This is a genomic window from Dietzia sp. 2505, from assembly GCF_040546785.1.
In the GTDB taxonomy this organism is placed as follows: domain Bacteria; phylum Actinomycetota; class Actinomycetes; order Mycobacteriales; family Mycobacteriaceae; genus Dietzia.
In genome coordinates this window covers 245,913-263,823 of sequence record NZ_JBEPON010000003.1, presented here as the reverse complement: position 1 = coordinate 263,823, position 17,911 = coordinate 245,913, and the positions used below count along the sequence as shown (strand labels likewise).

The window sequence follows — 17,911 nt, the reverse complement described above, 5'->3', positions numbered from 1 at the left end:
AGGGTCACACCGCCGGGAACTCCGCCTTGATCCGCAGCAGGGTCTTGGCCTGGGTCCGCCCCTCGAGGCCGAGTACCAGGCCGGAGGACTTGAGGCGCCGGGCGAGGTCCGAGTCCGCGGCGAACTCGGACTCCGACTCGATCGTGATCTCCACCCGGCGTCCGCCGTTGAGCAGCACCGACTGCTTGGCGGCGTCCAGGCCGGGGATGTTGGTCCACCGGATCGGCCCGGGGTCTCGAGGGGAGGCCCCCGAGCCCGAGAAGGAATAGTCGAAATCCGTGCTCTGGGTGCGGGTCACCTTGCCCCACCCGGCCATCGGTCCCACCCCCACCCGTGCGGCGACGGCGTTGCGGCGGGCACTGTAGGTGGCGCACTCGATCTCGCAGGCCCCCAGGGTGTTCATCACCCTCAGCGCCTCCTCGAACCGCTGCCGCAGGCTCCACGCGTCGTACTGGCCGAACGGCACGAGCAGCGGGCGGCCCTCGATCGGCGCCTGCACGTAGACCACCCGGGGGACGACCTCGCCCTCCACCACGTCATACCCCGACCGCACCTGCATGGGTCGTTGGATGACGTCGGTGAGCAGACCGCGCTTGTCGGTGACGGGCGCGGTCTCGTAGAAGGACACGAGCTGACTCACTGGCGCTCACCTCACTGTTCGATGCCGCGGCGGGTGCGGACCTGACGCCCAGCGTATCCGCCGCCGCGGGGTGGGCCCGCCCGTCCCCGGCTCACCCGAGGGGCCACTCCCCGAGTTCGGTGAGATCGTCGGCCTCGGCGGTGACGGCCGTGGGCTCGCAACCGAAGCCGACCATCTCCGTGCCGTCCTCGAGCGTCACCCGGCCGAGCTGCATCGGCCTGGGGAGCTGGTCGAGAAAGCTGCCGAGCGCCGCCGGGGAGACGGTCCACCTCTCGCCGAGCAACGCGGCGCCGTCCGGGTGACGCAGGACCCCCGGCTTCGGCGGCTCGGTGTCGAGTCGGTACATCCGGTAATCCGAGCTTGAGCGCACGTGGCCGCGCCATGCGGCGCCGCGCGAGGTGAGCTGGTGTTCGAGCGGGCCCCCACGCCGGTGTGCACCGAACACCACCAGGTCGACGGCCGGCGCCCCCGCGCTCAGCGGCCACGGCACGAGCGGTTCCGCACCGGACCCGCGTTCGCCGGCGAGGGCGGCCGCGATGTCGGCCACCGGCCCGTCGTGGAACGGCCGCCCGACCACGGTCACGCCGAACTGCGCTGTCCCGCGGTCCCCCTCGTCGATCTCGCCGGTCGGCACCGCCACGGCGCACAGGTCGAAGAGGTTGCAGAAGTTCGTGTACGTCCCCATCCGGCTGTTGAGGGCGATCGGGTCGGCCTCCACCTCGGCGAGCGTCGGGTGGAACGGCGCGGTGGGCACGAGCAGCGCCGTCGCGCCCAGCCGGTCGAGTTCGGCGAGGGCGTCGCTCCGCAGTGCCTCGACCTTCCGCCGGTCACGCAGCAGATCCACCGCGCCGATATCGCGAGCGGGGGCGATGATGTCGCGGACGGTCGGATCGACGCCCGCGTCCGGGTCGCGGACCGAGTCGAGGAAGTCCCCGACGGCCTCGTATCGCTCGGCCACGAGTGCGCCGTCGTAGAGCAGCCGGGCCGCGGCGAGGAACGGGTCGAGATCGATCTCCACCACCCGGTACCCGAGCGCACGGGCCTGCTCGACGGCGGAGGCGAACGCCTCGGCCCACCCCGGCGCCATCGCCACCAACTCACGCGGGACGGCGAGCGTGGCGCCCGGTCCCGCCTCCAGCGGAGCGTCGGCGGGCCAGTCCCGGGTGCCCTCACCGCCGGCCATCACCCCGGTCGCACGTGTGGCGGTCGGAACGTCGCGGGCGAGGATGGTCACGCAGTCGTAGCTCGCGCACGCCGGCACGACTCCGTCTGTGGAGACCACCCCGAGCGTGGGCTTGATCCCCACGATGCCGTTGAGCCCGGCCGGGATCCGGCCCGACCCGGCGGTGTCCGTGCCGATGGCCAGGTCGCAGATCCCCAGCGCCACCGCCACCGCCGACCCGGAGCTCGACCCCCCTGAGATGTGGTCAGGGCGGTGGGCGGCCCGCACGGCCCCATAAGGGCTGCGGGTGCCCACGAGTCCGGTCGCGAACTGGTCGAGGTTCGTCGCCCCCAGGACCACCGCCCCGGCCGCGCGCAAACGTGCGACGGCCACGGCGTCCTGATCGGGCGTGTACGCGTACCCCGGACAGGCGGCGGTGGTGGGCAGTCCCGCCACGTCGACGTTGTTCTTCACTGCCAGCGTCAGGCCGGCGAGCGGGCCCCCGGCCGCGAGGGAGGCGGCCATGTCGGATACCAGGTCCTCGCGGTCTCGGACCTGCAGGAACACCTCGGGACGGTCCGCCGCGGCCAGGCGCGCCAGCACGTCGTCGACCCTCGCCGCCGCGGTGTCCCTCAGCCCGGCGGATGTCACGGTGCCGCTCATGCGCTCAGCTCCCCACTGGCGGCCCAGCGCGAGAACTCCTCGGCGCGGGCGTGTTCCATGCGGCGTCTGGCGGAGGCGATCGAGTCGGCCTCCCGCTCGCAGAAGGCGTTGTGCTCGGCCAGGGAGAACGTGTCGTCGGTGATGTCGACGAGCCCCCGTCCGGCGGCGGTGTCGGCCCGGAGATCGGCCAGCTCCTCGGAGGAGACAGGGTCCCAGGAGATGCGGTCGAAGTGCCTGAGCAACCACGGGTGTTCGGCGTCGAAACCCGGTGCCGGTTCCGGGTGCCGGTGGTTCCACACCTGCGTGGTGCGGCCCACGAACTGGTAGCCGCCCGGTCCCTCCATTCCGTAGATGCACAGGTATGCGCCGCCGATGCCCACCGAGTTCTCGGCCGTCCACGTCCGGGCGGGGTTGTACTTGGTCGTCACCAGGCGGTGGCGCGGGTCCAGCGGGGTGGCCACCGGGGCGCCGAGGTAGACATCCCCGAGCCCCAGCACCATGTACTCGGCGTCGAAGACGGTGCGGTAGACGTCGTCGGCGGTCTCGAGGCCGTTCATCCGGCGAATGAACTCGATGTTCCAGGGGCACCAGGGGGCGTCGTCGCGCACTCCGTACATGTAGCGCTCGATCGCCTCCTTGGTGGCGGGGTCGTCCCAGCTCAGCGGGAGCCGGACCCGTCTGCTCGGCACCACCAGGGACTCGGCCGCGGGCATGGCGGTCTCGGCCTCGCGCAGTGCCGCGAGGGTCGAGGCGACGGTGCTGAGGCCCGGGGTGATCTTGACCTGGAGCGACCGGATGCCCGGGGTGAGGTCCTGCTGGCCGGGGACGGGGTTCGCCCGGAGGTGCAGGTAGAGGGCGTGGGCGCGGGCCCGCAGCTCGAGGTCGAGCTCCATGCGGCCGTACTCGACCAGCACGTTGTCGTCGCCACCGCGGCGATAGGTGACCTCGGTGACCCCGTCGGCGGTGTGGCCGCGGCCCAGCAAGCCGTCGTCGCGATCACCGCCGTCACCGAGGACGTACGGCCGGCCGGCCGACCGCGCCCCGCCGAGGGTGGCCCGAGCGGGCTCGGCGTCCACCCTCACCCGGACGAACTTCACGGTGTCCCCGGGGGCGAGCTGCCCGAGCTTCCACCGGTCGCTGCTGATCACCGTGACCGGGCAGACGAACCCACCCAGGCTCGGGCCGTCCGGGCCGAGGAGGATCGGGGTGTCACCGGTGAAGTCCAGGGCCCCCACCGAGTAGGCGTTGTCGTGCAGGTTGGACGGGTGCAGGCCGGCCTCCCCGCCGTCGGGCCGGGCCCACTTCGGGCGCGGCCCCTCCAGGCGCACTCCGGTGCGGTCCGAATTGAAGTGCACGGCGTAGGTGGCCGCGTACAACTCGTCCATTCCGGCGCGGGTGAGGAACTCCGGGGCGCCGTGCGGCCCCTCGGCCACGGCGAGGTGCCAGTGGTGGCCGATGGCCGGGACCTCCTCGGCGAGGATCCGGCGCGCCACGCCCGGTCCGGGTTCACCGACGGCGAGGGCGTCCCCCGCCACCAGGTTGCGTCCCTGGTGGCCGCCGAACCGTCCCAGGGTGAAGGTCGACGACGACCCGAGGTACTGCTCCACGTCGATCCCACCGGAGACCGCGACGTAGACGCGCATGCCCGGCCCGTCGATCACCGGGACGTCGAGCACGGATCCGGTGTCGAGCAGGACCGGCTTCCACTGGGCCACCGGGTGCCCGTCCACGGTGGGCCGCACGTGCGCGCCGCCCACGCACACCGTGACCGGGGCATCCGGTCGGATCCTCAGGCCACCCCGCGTGCACTCCAGGCCGGCAGCACCCTCCGGGTTGCCCACGGCGATGTTGACCAGGCGGAGCGAGTAGTCGTCCATCGCCCCGGACGGCGGGACGCCCACGCCCCAGTACCCGATGCGGCCGGGCCAGTCCTGGACGGTGGTGATGAGTCCCGGGTTGAGGATCTCGAGACGGGTCATGGCGGCTTCTCCTGTGGTGGCGGGTGGCTGGCTCAGGGCTCAGCGCTCAGGCGGTGACGATCATCCGCACCGGCGTCGGGTCGAAGCCGTTGCACGGGTTGTTGATCTGCGGGCAGTTGGAGACCAGGACGATCACGTCGCGGTCGGCGCGCACCGCCAGGCGCTTGCCGGGCGCCGAGAGCCCGTCGACGATGCCGAGGGTGCCGTCGGCGTCCACGGGCACGTTCATGAAGAAGTTGACGTTGGGGACCAGATCACGCTTGCCCAGCCCGTGCCGGGCGCCCTCCCGGAGGAAGTTCTCCACGCAGGCGTGCTGATGCCGGGTGTGGTGGCCGTACCGCAGGGTGTTGGACTCCTGCGAACACGCTCCCCCGAGGGTGTCGTGGTTGCCCACCTCGTCGGCCGAGATCGTCACCAGGGGCTCGCCGGCGTCGTCCCGCAGGACACTGCCGGTGGTGAGGAAGATCGACCCCTGGGCGGCGACGGTCGCCGGGGCGCTGTAGCGACGGGTGGGGTCGTGCGCGTCGTAGAACAGGGTGTCGACGGCCTGGTTGCCCTCGAGGTCCACGATGGTCAGGGTCTGGCCCGCGTGCAGGACGCGGGACCAGGCGGCTCTGGCGGCGACGATCTCGTCGGCGACCACGGCCCCGTCGGCGAGCGCAAGGTCCGCGGCGGGACGGTCTGCGGCGGCGCCGGACCGGGTGTTGGTGGTCGGGGGCTCGGTGGTGACGGTCGAACGTGTCATGGGGATCTCCTCAGGCGATCGGGGTGGAGGCGCGGTGGGCGACCTCGGAGTTGGCGACGGCACGTCGGTACTCGAGGTCGTGACCGAGGCCGGGGAAGGTCTCGTCGACGAGCGCGTCGAGGTCCCGCGGAGCGCTCCAGGCCAGGAACTCCACGGTCCCGGCGTGGTACTGCTCCGACGGATCCAGTGGATGGTCGGCGACCGCCACGGCCAGGACGACGGGCAGGTGGAGGACGAGGTCGATGGTCGACCCCGCGCGGGCGTTCCCGGTGGAGACGAGCGCCCCGTCGTCGTCGACCCGGACGCCGTGGAAGAACGACACCGTGTGGGGCAGGTCCCGCTCGGCCAGCCCGTGCTTGAGCCCCGCCAGCAGCAACAGTTCCCGACCTGCCGGCGAGTCGGATTCCGGCGCCCCGGCCCCGTAGCGGGCGACGTTCCCGGCCAGGGTCGAGGCACCGCACAGCGCGTCGTGGTGACCGGAGGTGTCCGCGACGATCGTCGCGAGCACGCGCCCCTGGTCCGACAGCAGCGGGTGGCCGGTCCCGAGGTAGGCCTGCCACGGGACCTTGACCGTGTCCGCGGTGTTGAGACGTTCCCAGGGGGCGTCGGCGCGCCACATCATCAGCGAGGCGCAGGCCGTGCCGTCCCGGTCGGTGAGTCGGATGCGTGTGCCCCGGGCCAGGGTCACCGCGGTGTACCGGCCACCGGGGATGGACTCCGCCCACGTCAGGCGGTCGGCCGGGACGTCCGCCGGCGGGCGGGGCCAGTCGGTGGCGGGGACGACCGGCATCGCGTCGGTGATCGCGCCGGCCTGGGCGCGGGCGTGCTCGCGGGCACCCGCGGTCGTGGACGTGCTGTCGGTGGTGGACGTGCTCTCGGTGGTGCTGGTCATGTCAGGTCACTCTCCGATCTTGACGGGCTTGGGATGGGTCTTACCGCGGGGGAAGCACAGGATGCCGAGGCCCACGACGGCGAGGACGGTGACGACACCGGCCCACCGCAGCCACGGGGTCTCGCCCGAGGGGTCGAAGATCTCGGACCGCGGCCAGGCGAGGTTGACCGTCATGAGCAGTCCGTACCCCACGGCCATGACGTTGACGGGGATCCCCCAGCGACCCAGCGAGAAGAGCGGCTTGCCCTCGGCGTCGGTGAGACGGGGGCCGCCCGGCCACCCCTTGAGTCGACGCAGGAGCAGCGGTGCGGTCACGCAGAGGTAGGCGAGGTAGATGAGGATGATGCACACCGAGGCGAGGGTGGCGAAGATCGCGTCGTTGCCCATGTTGACCAGCAGGATCGCGATGCACGACAGGCCGATGAACACGGCCGGGGCGATCGGGGTGCCGGTGCGGGGGTTCACGCGGGACAGGGTCGCCGAGAAGGGCAGGCGGCCGTCGCGGGCCATCGAGAACATCAACCGGGTGGCCGCGGTCTGGATGGCGAGCGTGCAGATGAAGATGGCCACCACGACCACCACGAGGAGCACCTTGCCCCAGAAGTTCCCGAGTACGGAGTTGAGGACGTACGGCAGGCCCTCGGTGGCCAGCCGGCCGTCGGTGAGGCTCGGCGCGGCCATGAGCGCGGAGAGGATCATGAGCCCACCGCCGAACGCCGAGACGGTCAGCGCCATCCGGATGGTCCGGGGGGCGACCCGGCGCGGGTTGACGGTCTCCTCGGCGAGCTCGCCGGCCGAGCCGAATCCCACCATCACGTAGGCGGCCATGAGCCCGGAGACGACCCACGCCCAGATGTAGCCGGGCTGATCCCCCATGCCCGCGGTGTCGAAGACGACCTGCGGCCCGCGGACGGCGTGGGTGAACAGCGCCAGGACAACGGCGACGACTCCGACGATCTCGCAGGTCACGCCGATGTTGTTGACGTAGGCCATCCACCTGATGCCGAGAGAGTTGATCGTGGTGGTGATGACGAGCAGCACCGATCCGAGCAGGACGGCGTTCGCGGCGCCGGACGACGAGGTGAGAGCCGGGTCGTCGCCGACGAACTGGAAACCGGACCAGATACTGGGCAGCACGACCTGCAGGGCGATGGCCGCGGCCGAGGCGGTGACGATCTGGGCGAGGATCATGAACCAGCCGCCGAACCACCCCACGATCTCCCCGCCCATCCGCCGGGACCACTGGTAGATCGCTCCCGAGATGGGATACCGGGCCGCGAGCTCCGCGAAGCACAACGCCACGAGGAACTGGCCGGCGAACACGATCGGCCAGGTCCAGAAGAAGGCCGGGCCGCCGAACCCGTACCCGAGGCCGAACAGCTGGAAGATCGTGGTGAGGATGGAGACGAACGAGAACCCGGCGGCGAACGAGGCGAACGTGCCGAGGCTGCGGTGGAGCTGTTGGTCGTAGCCGAGATCGGCGAGGTCGTCGTGATCACCCCGACGTTCGGGGGCCGGGGTGGTGAGTCCGGAGGGGTCACTCATGTCCGGCACTCCTCTCGGGGCGGGGGTCTGCGAACCCGGGTGGCGTCAGGACCATTTCCTGTCTTCCGATAGTTTTCCCATCGCGTGTGACCCTCGGGTTGCCTGATGTTTCGATCCGATTAACACGGCCTCACGCCCTCGTTCCCCGCTCGCCGGGCCGCCCGAGCGCGTGATCGAATGCCCTCATGGCGCCTTCCCGTGATCCACACGACGAGCGCGCGCGGGCCTGGTCCGACGGGCTGCGGCGTGAGCTGGCCGCGCGGCTCGGACCGGCGGTGGCACACGCGGTGTGGGTCACCGGATCGGTGGGCCGGGGGGAGGCCGTCCCGGGTAGCGACCTGGAATCCCTCGCCGTCGTCGGGGATTACGATGACCCCCGCGACCACGACGACCCCCGAGACCCCGACGCCCGTGCGGTGCGCCGCGCCGTCGCCTCCACCGACCTCTCGCGCGATCCCTGGTTCGCCGAGACCTCCCCCGCCTCGGCCGCCGATCCCCGGATGGTCCGGACCCTGGCCGGGTGGTCGACCGCCGCCGACGGCTGGGCCGGCGCCCCGGCCCGGGACCTGGGGGTCGTCCACCTGGGGCTGCTCGCCGACGCCCGGCCCCTGACGGACGGCCACGGCGACCCGGAACTCCTGCCCCGCCTCGCCGCACGAGCCGTGCGCACCCAGCCGGCGGTCCTCACCGACATCCTCGCCGATGCGCTCTCCACCCGCGCATCGGTGCCGTCCCGGCTCACCCGCACCCTGCGTTCGGACCCGGTCGTCGACCTGAAGGACTCGGTCCTCACCCCGGTCGTCAAGCTCGCCCGGTGGGCCGCGTTGCGCGCAGGGGTGACGTCGACCTCCACCGATGCACGCCTGGAGCTCGCCTCCGACCCCCGCGTGCTGCCGCCGGACCAGTGGGAATCCCTGCGCGTGGCCGCCGCCGTCACCGCACGTCTGCGGTGGGAGATCCGCCTCCGCGCCGGATCCGACGGGCCCGGAACCGACCGGGTCCCCCTGTCCGTCCTCACGACGGCCGAGCGTGCGGGGCTCCGGTCCGCCGCACGCGAGATCGCCGGCGCGCAACGCACCCTCGACTACCTCCGGTCCTCCGGCGAACTACGGGAGCCGGGGTGACCCGCCACCCGGCGACCGCCGCGATGCTCGCCGTCTCTGCGCTGGAGGGATGGAGACCGCAGGACGACGACGACGAGGTCCTCGATCTCGTCGACCGGGCCGCCCCCGGGCGGCTGATCCGCCTCCACATCCGGAACTCCCTCCCCCCGGAGGCCACGCGGCGCCCGCGGCCCGGGATCCTGTCCCGCCGGAGGCCCTACTACCTCCGCGGGACGCAGGTCCTGGAGAACTCACTCGGCATCACCTCGGCGGGAGCACTCGGCCACGCGGAGGCCCTCCTGGCCGTCGCCGCGGGGGCGCGTCTCCTCCGCGATCCCACCCACGCCCCCGCGACGGTGTCCGGTGTCCACGCGGCGCTGTTCGGCGAGGTGTACGCCTGGGCCGGCCTGCCGCGGATCGTCGGCCTCACCAAACAGGGGTCAGCGTTCGCGCCCGCGGCCCGTGTCCCCATGATGGCCGCTCCACTAGAGAACCCCACGGAACTCGTCGCCGACGCCCTGGCCACGTCATCAGGTGCCGCCGCCCGCACGACGACCGTGGCCGTCGCCCTGGCCAACTGGTACGCGCGGTTCAACTACGTCCACCCCTTCCGCGAGGGCAACGGCCGCGCCGCCGCCGTCACCGCGCTCCTCGCCGCGCGCTCCCACGGGGTCGATCTGGACTTCACCCGGACGGATCGCGAGTCGTGGGTCCAGGCCGCGGTCTCCTCCATGCCGGTTCCCCCTCGCCGCAGCGTCGATCCGACGGCGCACCGCTTCGAATTCCTCCGTGTCACGATGGACCCGCGCGGCACCACGCACGACACCTGACCACCCGGCACGACCCGCATCGCGGGCCACCACCCGAAGGGAGCACCGTGTCCTCACCCGGACGACCCCGCCTCGTGGGCCGGCGGCGTCCCGGGGCCACCCCGGCGGACGAGATCCTCGACGCGGCGGCGGAGTTGTTCACCACCCGCGGGTACACGGCCACCTCGACGCGGGCCATCGCCGATGCCGTGGGGATCCGCCAGGCCTCGCTCTACACGCACTTCCCCACCAAGGCCGCGATCCTCGTGTCCCTCCTCGACACGACGGTGCGGCCGACCCTCGAGACCGCCCGCGGGCTCCACGACAGGAGCCGGGACCCGGGGGAGATCCTCCTGGGACTGGCGACGATCGACGTCGAGGGGCTGCTGGCCTCGCGCTGGAACATCGGGATGCTGTACGTGCTCCCGGAGCTGGCCGGGGAGGACTTCGAGGGCTTCCGGGCCGCACGCTCGGAACTGAGGGGGATATACCGGCAGCTCGTCGCCCGGTGTCGCCCCGACCTCGATCCCGGTGATCCGTATCTGGACCTGCCCTTCCGGGTGGTCGAGTCGGTGATCCCGCACCGGCAGGACCACCCGGGGGTCGTCATCGACGCCGCGCGGTGGGCGGCGGCCGCGACGCGCGTGGTCGGCATCGGTTGAGTCGTCGTGTCGTATCCGTGGGGCACCATGACGGTGTGACCGGAACCCAGGCCTCGCTCGACCTCGACCTCCACCCCTCGGGCAGCGACCTACCCGGGTCCACCGTCGTCGCCGAGATCCGTCGCCTCCGCGCGCTCGACGCCCTCGGTCGCATCACCGTCATCGTCGCGTCGTTCGGCGCCGCGCGGGACCTCGTCCGCGCGCTGGCGCTGTCCGGGGGCGCGGCGGGCGTCGCCGTGCGGACGGCCGCACAGGTGGTGACCGACCTGTCCGCGCCGGCCCTGGCTCCCCGCGCCGCGCTGCCGTTCCCCCTGCTGGAGGCCGCGGTCGAGAAGGCCCTGGACTCCGACCCCGGTGACCTGCGCTCGGTGGCCTCAGAACCGGCCACCGGCCACGCGGTGGCCCAGGCCTGCCTGCGGTTGGGCACCGTCGAGGCGGGGTCGGTGACGCCGGTGACCCCGCTGCACACCGAGGTCCTGAGGTTGGCGGAACAGGCACGCTCGATGACGGGAAGCGCCTACTACACGCAGTTCGAGGCGGTGTCGGACGCGCTGGGGAGGTTGGACGGACTCGGCCGGATCGTCCTCGCGGCTCCTCTGAGGGGGACGGAGGCCGAACGCCGCCTGCGCGCCGCGTTGGACGCGCGCGGGGTCACGCCGGTCCCCGGGACGGGTGCCGACCACCTGGCCTCCGCGACGGAGCCGGACGGACCGGGTGCCGTCACGGGCACCCACGTGCTGCACGCGTCGGACTCCGATGACGAGATCCGCGCGGTCGTCCGATTCGTCCGCTCACGACTCGCGGCCGGGATCCCCGGCCACCGGATCGGCGTCTACTACCCGTCGGCGGACCCCTACCTCCGCCTGTTGCTCCGCGCGTTCGACGAGGCGGAGATCGTCGTCAACGCGCCCTCCGTCACCGATCTCGGCCGCACGCCCGCCGGTCGGTCCCTCACCCGGTTGCTCGGGATCGACCCGGACCTCATGCCTCGGGCCGAACTGCTCTCGATCGTGGCCGAGGGGGCCGTGACGCTCCTGGACGACCGTGGGGCCCCGGTCTCCTCGCGCCGCCTGGAGTTGCTCACCCGCACGCGCTTCCCCGTGATCGGCGCGGGTGACTGGGCCCGCCTGGCCGACCACCTCGGGGACCGGCCGGATCCGTCCGGGCCCCGGCCCGACGCCGGGTCCGGGCCCACCGGTGTGGAGTTCACCGACTCCGACCGGGCGGCAGCCGCGGCCCTGCTGCGCCTCGTCGATCACGTCCGGTCCGCCCTGGGGGCCCTCGAGTCCGCCCGGACCTGGTCCGAGGTCGCCGCGACGGTGGACTCCATGCTCACCTCCCTCTTCCGGCAGAGCCTCGACCGGGCGGCCGTGCAGGCCGCCGTGGGTTCACTCGCCGACCTCGACACCATCTCTCCCGCGATCACCCGCGAGCGGATCGTCGGCGCCGTGACCACGCGACTGGACTCCGTCACCGACCGGGTCGGCGAGGAGGGAGCGGGTGTGAGCCTGGGCCCGATCGACGACGCGGTCGGCCGGGATCTCGACACGGTGTGCGTGGTGGGCATGGCCGAGGGCCTGCTGCCCGTCGTCCACCGACCCGATCCGCTCCTGCCCGAGGGAGCGGTCGAGCCCGCGGCTTCCGAGCTGCTCGACGAGCGGTACCGGGTGCTCCAACTGGCACTGTCGGCGGGCTCGGCCCGACGCCTGTGCTCGTTCCCCCGCGGTTCGATGCGGGGTGGCGGACACCGCATCCCGTCGCGGTGGCTCCTGCCCACGCTGTCGCGCCTCGCCGGCGGGCGGGTCCACGCCACCAGGTGGCAGGAGGCCCTCGCGGGGTGCCCCACCGTCACCGCGGTCCCCTCCTTCGTCGACGGCGTACTCTCCCCGCCACCTCTCCTGGGCCCCGATCCGGCCACCACCACCGAGCTGCGCCTCCGCGAACTCGCGGCCGGCGGGTGGAGGGCGGGACCGGGGGCGCCGGAGCCGCTCCTCCGGGCCCACGAGATGCGCCGGGACCGGAGGCTCGGGGTCTTCTCACGGTTCACCGGGGACGTGTCCTCGGTGAACGACCTGGTGGAGGTGCTCGACACGCCGGTCTCACCCACCCGCCTGGAGGACTGGGCCCAGAGTCCCTACCTGTTCTTCCTGGGCACCGTCCTCCGCGTCCGTGTACTCGACGATCCGGCGGCGGACATCGAGATGGACCTGCGCGACTACGGCGACCTGGTCCACGCGATCCTGCAGCGATACGTGTCCGCCCGACTCGAGCTGGGGGCCGGTCCGGACCGGGACCTGCTCATGCGCGCGCTCCGGGATGAGTGCGAGAAGGCCGTCACCGGGGCCCCCGGGTTGCTCGCCCCGCTGTGGCGCCGGCGGCAGATGCTCCTGGCGGCCGAGCTCGGCCGATGGTTCGAGGAGGACAGCGCCGATGCCGATGCGGGTTGGCGGCCCACCGCCACCGAACTCGGATTCGGTCGCCAGGTCCCCGGGGAACAGACGGTCGAGATCCCGTTCGAGGTGACCACCTCCCGCGGACCGGAAACCCTGCTCCTCGCCGGATCGATCGACCGCCTCGACATCCGGGGCGGCACCCAACGCGTTACCGACTACAAGACCGGGAAGCCCCCCGGATCGGAGCAACGCCCGACCGAGGAGGACCCCACCGTGTCCGGCACCCGGTTCCAGCTCCCCCTCTACGCCGCGGCCGCCGCCACCGCACAGGACGTGCCGGTGAGCGAGGTCCGCTACTGGTACTGCACCGAGCGCGGCGAGTTCGAACAGATCTCCCTCGCCGTCTCGGACACCGTCATGGACCGGGTCCGCTCGGACGTCGGGAACCTGGTCGACGCCATCCAACGGGGATGGTTCCCCCTCAAGGGCGGACGCGGCTCCTCCCGGGACCTGGCGGACCTGCTCGGGGGAACGGACCTGGACCGCACGTGGGAGCGGCTGTCCGGGCGGGAGCCGCTGGCGTCCCACCCCGCGTTCGTCGGCATCGTCGCAGGCGACGCCGCCGAGACCGGATCGGAGTCGGCCTCATGAGCGTTCTCCACGACCAGCCCGCCCGGGACCGGGTCGAGCGTGACACCTCCGCCACACTGTTCGTCGAGGCCGGGGCCGGCACGGGTAAGACCCACGCCCTGGTCGGCCGGCTCAGCACCCTCCTGCTCACCGACGGTGTGCCCGTGGACCGGATCGCCGCGATCACCTTCACCGAGAAGGCGGCCGCCGAGTTACGTGACCGGCTGCGCGTCCACCTGGTGGACCGACGGGACGCCGGAGACCACCGCGCGGACGACGCGCTCGCCGGGCTCGACACCGCCGCGATCGGGACCCTGCACTCGTTCGCCCTGCGCCTGCTCTCGGAGAATCCGCTCGAGGCCGGGATCCCCCCGAGGGGGACCGCCCAGCAGGACACCGCCGAGGCCACGGCCGTGGACGCCATGTGGCAGGAATGCGCGACCGTCCTGTTCGGCGGCGACCGGGACGGTTCGCGCTCCGGCGTCCTGGCCCGGGCCGTCGACGACCTGCTCGACGCCGGCGTCGGCACTCCCGCCTTCCGCGAGATGGTCGAGGCGTTGCACCGCGACTGGGACCGGCTCCCGAGCGGCCCTCTCCGCTCCGGGGGGTCTCCCGACTCCGAGCTGCCCGACTCTCCCGATCTCGCCGAGATCGTCGCCGCGATCGGGTCGATCACCGGGTGGCGCGAGTCCTGCGTGGACGAGACGGACAAGCTCTACCAGACCCTCGCGACACACGAGTCGTGGCTGACGGACCTGCAGGCGGCAGCCACGGATCGGACGGCCTCACCGACCTGGGTCGAACTCCTCGCCAAGCCCCTGGGCCCCGGCAACGGAGGGAAGGGGTCCAACTGGGGAGGCGCCGACACCGTCAAGGAGATCAAGGAGGAGATCAAACGACTCCCCTCGATCTGCACCGAGGTCCTGTCCGCCCACTGGCGCCCACGCATCGCGATCGTCCTGGACGCTCTCATCCCGGTGATCCGCCGACATGCCGACGACCGGCGCAGACACGGCACGTTGCAGTTCCACGACCAGCTCGTCCTCGCCCGCGAGTTGCTGCAGGACCGGGCGGTCCGGGACCGGGTCAGGGCCCGGTACACACGGATCCTCATCGACGAGTTCCAGGACACCGACCCCATCCAGCTCGACCTCGCCACTCTCCTCACCGCCGAGGACCAGGCAGACGGCACCGGGCCGGTATCGGCGTCAGAGACCGGCAGGCTTTTCACCGTCGGTGACCCCAAGCAGTCCGTCTACCGATTCCGGCGGGCCGACATCTCCACCTACCTGCGAGCGCAGCGCGGGGACGGGGTCGAGGTCGAACGCCTGAGCACCAACTTCCGGTGTTCGCGGGCGGTGCTCGACTGGGTCAACGAGGTGTTCTCGGAAGTACTGATCGCCGCGGAGGGAGTGCAGCCCGACTACCGGGAACTGGAACCCGGCCCCGACCGGCCTCCGAACGACCCCGCGCACGGCCCCCGCCCGTTCGTGTTCCGCACCGAGGACGTCCCCGAGCTGCCCGACCACTGTCCACCGGACGCGACCGACGGCCAGAAACGCCACTGGACCGAGGCGTCCGATGTGGCCCGGGTGATCGCGACCGCCGTCCGCGAGCAGTGGACACACGAGTCCAAGGACGGCGGTCACACCCCGCTCCGCCTCGGGGACATCGCGATCCTGGTGCCCTCCCGGGGCTCTCTGCCCATGATCGAGAAATGCCTCGACCACGCCGGGATCGACTTCCGGACCGAGGCCTCGTCGATCGTCTACGGCACGCCGGAGATCCGCGACCTCCTCCTCGCCGTGCGGGCCGTGGCCAACAGCGCCGACGAGGCCTCGCTCGTCGGTGCACTCCGTTCCCCGCTGTTCGGCTGCGGCGACGACGACCTGCTCCGTTGGCGCGCCGCCGGTGGACCGTGGGCCCCCGGTGCGCCGGCTCCCGACCACCTCGAGGACTCCCCCGTCGCCGCGGGGATCGACTACCTCTCCGACCTGTCCCGGCGATGCCGCCGGCCGGGCGAGATCCTGGAGAAGCTCGTCCACGACCGCATGGTCTTCGAGTCGGTGGCCGAGTCTCCCCGCCGCCGCGACCTGTGGCGGCGCATCCGCTTCGTCATCGAGCACGCCTGGCAGTGGGAGGAGTCCGCCGCCGACCCCGCCCGCGCCGACCTGCGCGAATACGCGGACTGGGCGCTGGCCCTCACCGCAGAGGACGCCCGCGTCCCCGAGGCGGCGATCCCCGAGATCGGTGTCGACGCGGTACGGATCACCACCATCCACGCCGCCAAGGGTCTCGAGTACCCCATGGTCGTCCTGGCCGGGATGAGTCGCGGCTGGCCCGGCGACCGCGACAGGCTCCTGTGGACGGACGACGATCCGCCGCGCCCCGTCGCCTCCTTCTCCACGCAGGTCCGCGATCCCGGATTCGCGCGGGCCGCAGAGCGAGAGGCCGCGCACTCCCTGGCGGAGCGGATCCGGCTCCTGTACGTGGCCACCACGCGGGCCGAGAGCCGGCTCGCCGTCTCCGGTCACGGATATGTCCTGACAAAGGAGAAGAACCCGAAGCCCAAGAAGCTCTGGGGATCGCTCTTCGGCTCGGTGATGGAGGAACCCGACGCGCCGGAGCTCGTCCCCTACGGCGAGGGACTGCTCGAGCCAGCCACCGCGCCCCCGGTCGACCTTCCTGACAGGCGCGACTGGAGCGAGCGCAGCCGCGCGGTCTCCGCCCGTTCCGCGGAGCGGGCCGGGTGGTCGGCGACCCGCATCGCCCATCCCTCCCCGGGCGGGCCCGCCCTCTCACTGCCCGAGCAGCTGGCCGCCGCCCTGCGGGACCGGTTCGCGCCCGCACCCGCGCGTGAGGAGGAATTGCCGCCCGCACCGCGGAACGTCCCACTGGCCGCCGGCCCCGACGTCGGCACCGCGGTCCATCACCTCGCCGAACACACCGATCTCTCCGAACTCGCCACCGACTCCACGCACGCCACGGACCCGTCCGCCGCCACCCGGGAATGGGAGCGGTGGGCCGCCGCCCAACTCACCGCGCTCGGACTCGGCGGCGGGTTCCACGGCACCCGGACTCCCGAGGCCATCGAGGAGATGGTCGCCGTCGCCCGCACGGCCCTCACCTCGGAACCCGTCAGGCGGGCGGCCGCCCGCCCCCACTGGGCGGAGTTGCCGGTCGCGGGCACTCTGGCCACGGCCGACGGCACGCCGGTGGCGGTGGACGGGGTGGTCGACCTGGTCGTGGACGAACCCGACGGGTCGCTGTCCGTCATCGACTACAAGACCGACGTGGCGGTCACCACCGGGACGGTCGACGAGTACCTGCTCCAGTTGTGCGCGTACGCCGAACTGCTGGGCACGACAACCGGCCGGCCGGTCTCGCGCGTCGAGCTCGTGTTCTGCCGTGGCAGCCGGGCCACCGTCGTCGGACGGGACCTCAGCTGAGGTTCGTCCACACCACCCGGCCGGTCGTCGCGGCCGCGACCGCGGCGTCGCAGGGTTCGCCGGTGGTCAACGCCTGGTACAGCTCGATCAGCAGATCGACGACCGAATCCCACACCCGGTGGAGCGGTTCCTCCCCGCCGTACGCCCAGATGGACCCGGCGTCCGGCCCGTTCCGATAGGACACCGCGTACCCGTACCCGCGGCGCTCCGCGATCGGCCACAGGCGGCCGGTCCAGGCTCCCCCGGACCCCGGGTCCGAACCGAGTCCGCCGACCGCCATCGCGTGCTCGAACCTCTTCGCCTGGACCTCGAAACCCTCGGTGGCGCCGAGGGGTTCGGCGAACGGCAACAGACCCTCGACCGAATCCAGGCCCGTCCTGCGCAGATGCCACAGCAGGGTCCGGATCCCCACCGAATCGTCGACACCGCAGCTGTCGAGGAGGGCCCCGGTCCGGCTGTCGGACGCGCGGGGATCATCCAGCCATGCACCGGGGACGCTCTCCACCTGCAGGAGGGTCGCGATCGCGTCGCAGAGCTCCCCGACCTGCTCGTCGAGCACGACCGCGGCCTCGTCGTCACGACCAGAGCGTGATCGACGGGCCACCTGGTCGGAGGGGCCCGGGTCCTCGGTGATCATCGGCGGAGCGGTCGGTCCCCGGCCCTGCTCACCGTCCATCGCTCGTCGGATCCCGTCGAGGACTCCGTCGAACTCGGCGCCCCACTGCGCCCGCGCCGCAGTCGGCTCGGCCCCGGGGTCGGAGTCGGAGCCGGGCGCAGCCCCGGAGTCCTGAACCGCCGGAATCGCCCCGGTGACATCGGCGAAGAGGTCCAGCCGTGCACGTCGGCTGTCGCGCATCCGGTCACGCTCGGACCGCGTGAACGACAGCACCGGAAGGGTGAGGAGCAGCGCGGCCTGCCTACCCGAGAACCCGAATCCCAGCTTGAGGGCGCGTCGCGCCTCGACAGGGGAGTCCGCCTGCCGGATCGTCTCCATCACGGCGTCCAGGTCCTCGCACGCCAGGAGTACCGCCTCGGCCTCGTCCCACGCCCTCCCGGCGTCGTCCCCGGGCTCGAACCAGCCCCCGACCGCACCCGTAGAACCCATGCCAGCCCCCATCTTTCCCGCAACAGAACAGACCCGGCCCCCACCGGATCCGTCCCGAATCCTACGCCCGCCGACCCACCCGTGGTCATGCAGCCACACAGCCCCGGTCGGGACGATCCCGGTGCATTGTGACC

Annotated in this window: 12 protein-coding genes; 5 read left to right on the top strand and 7 right to left on the bottom strand. The window is 72.5% G+C overall.

What is annotated here, in order from left to right:
- Positions 1–4: 4 nt before the first annotated feature.
- From ABIE38_RS08100 to ABIE38_RS08075, 6 genes are all read right to left on the bottom strand, one after another.
- Complete coding sequence (locus ABIE38_RS08100; RefSeq protein WP_182636773.1) at positions 5–640, bottom strand: hypothetical protein; 636 nt, start codon at positions 638–640, stop codon at positions 5–7.
- 91 nt (positions 641–731) lie between these two features.
- Complete coding sequence (gene atzF / locus ABIE38_RS08095; RefSeq protein ID WP_354055200.1) at positions 732–2,465, bottom strand: allophanate hydrolase; 1,734 nt, start codon at positions 2,463–2,465, stop codon at positions 732–734.
- Entirely contained in the window at positions 2,462–4,444 is a 1,983-nt protein-coding gene (locus ABIE38_RS08090; protein WP_354055198.1) for a 5-oxoprolinase/urea amidolyase family protein, read from the bottom strand. The genes atzF and ABIE38_RS08090 overlap by 4 nt, the downstream gene beginning before the upstream one ends.
- A gap of 46 nt (positions 4,445–4,490) precedes the next feature.
- Positions 4,491–5,189 (bottom strand): urea amidolyase associated protein UAAP2, encoded by a 699-nt coding sequence (locus tag ABIE38_RS08085; RefSeq protein ID WP_354055196.1) that lies wholly within the window; start codon positions 5,187–5,189, stop codon positions 4,491–4,493.
- Positions 5,190–5,199: 10 nt separating this feature from the next.
- Positions 5,200–6,081: an urea amidolyase associated protein UAAP1 gene (locus tag ABIE38_RS08080; RefSeq protein WP_354055195.1), complete on the bottom strand. Its 882-nt coding sequence runs from the start codon at positions 6,079–6,081 to the stop codon at positions 5,200–5,202.
- 6 nt (positions 6,082–6,087) lie between these two features.
- The gene (locus tag ABIE38_RS08075) at positions 6,088–7,626 is read right to left on the bottom strand and encodes an amino acid permease (protein ID WP_354055193.1); all 1,539 of its coding nucleotides are present in this window, start codon (positions 7,624–7,626) and stop codon (positions 6,088–6,090) included.
- Positions 7,627–7,811: 185 nt separating this feature from the next.
- Here ABIE38_RS08075 and ABIE38_RS08070 point away from each other — a divergent pair, with 185 nt between their 5' ends.
- Genes ABIE38_RS08070 through ABIE38_RS08050 form a run of 5 tightly spaced genes read left to right on the top strand, consistent with a single transcriptional unit; the run spans position 7,812 to position 16,672 of the window.
- Positions 7,812–8,750 (top strand): putative nucleotidyltransferase substrate binding domain-containing protein, encoded by a 939-nt coding sequence (locus ABIE38_RS08070; protein ID WP_354055192.1) that lies wholly within the window; start codon positions 7,812–7,814, stop codon positions 8,748–8,750.
- The gene (locus ABIE38_RS08065; protein WP_354055190.1) at positions 8,747–9,559 is read left to right on the top strand and encodes a Fic family protein; all 813 of its coding nucleotides are present in this window, start codon (positions 8,747–8,749) and stop codon (positions 9,557–9,559) included. Before ABIE38_RS08070 ends, ABIE38_RS08065 begins: the two co-directional genes overlap by 4 nt.
- Before the next feature lie 47 nt (positions 9,560–9,606).
- Positions 9,607–10,200: a TetR/AcrR family transcriptional regulator gene (locus ABIE38_RS08060; protein WP_354055188.1), complete on the top strand. Its 594-nt coding sequence runs from the start codon at positions 9,607–9,609 to the stop codon at positions 10,198–10,200.
- Between the two features lie 35 nt (positions 10,201–10,235).
- On the top strand, positions 10,236–13,244 hold the full coding sequence (locus ABIE38_RS08055; protein ID WP_354055186.1) for a PD-(D/E)XK nuclease family protein: 3,009 nt from the start codon (positions 10,236–10,238) through the stop codon (positions 13,242–13,244).
- Positions 13,241–16,672, top strand: coding sequence for a UvrD-helicase domain-containing protein (locus tag ABIE38_RS08050; RefSeq protein ID WP_354055184.1), 3,432 nt, complete (start codon positions 13,241–13,243; stop codon positions 16,670–16,672). Before ABIE38_RS08055 ends, ABIE38_RS08050 begins: the two co-directional genes overlap by 4 nt.
- On the opposite strand, the gene ABIE38_RS08045 is transcribed toward ABIE38_RS08050, so the two are convergent.
- On the bottom strand, positions 16,665–17,777 hold the full coding sequence (locus ABIE38_RS08045; protein ID WP_354055182.1) for a DNA gyrase subunit A: 1,113 nt from the start codon (positions 17,775–17,777) through the stop codon (positions 16,665–16,667). The genes ABIE38_RS08050 and ABIE38_RS08045 overlap by 8 nt on opposite strands.
- Between the last annotated feature and the right edge of the window lie 134 nt (positions 17,778–17,911).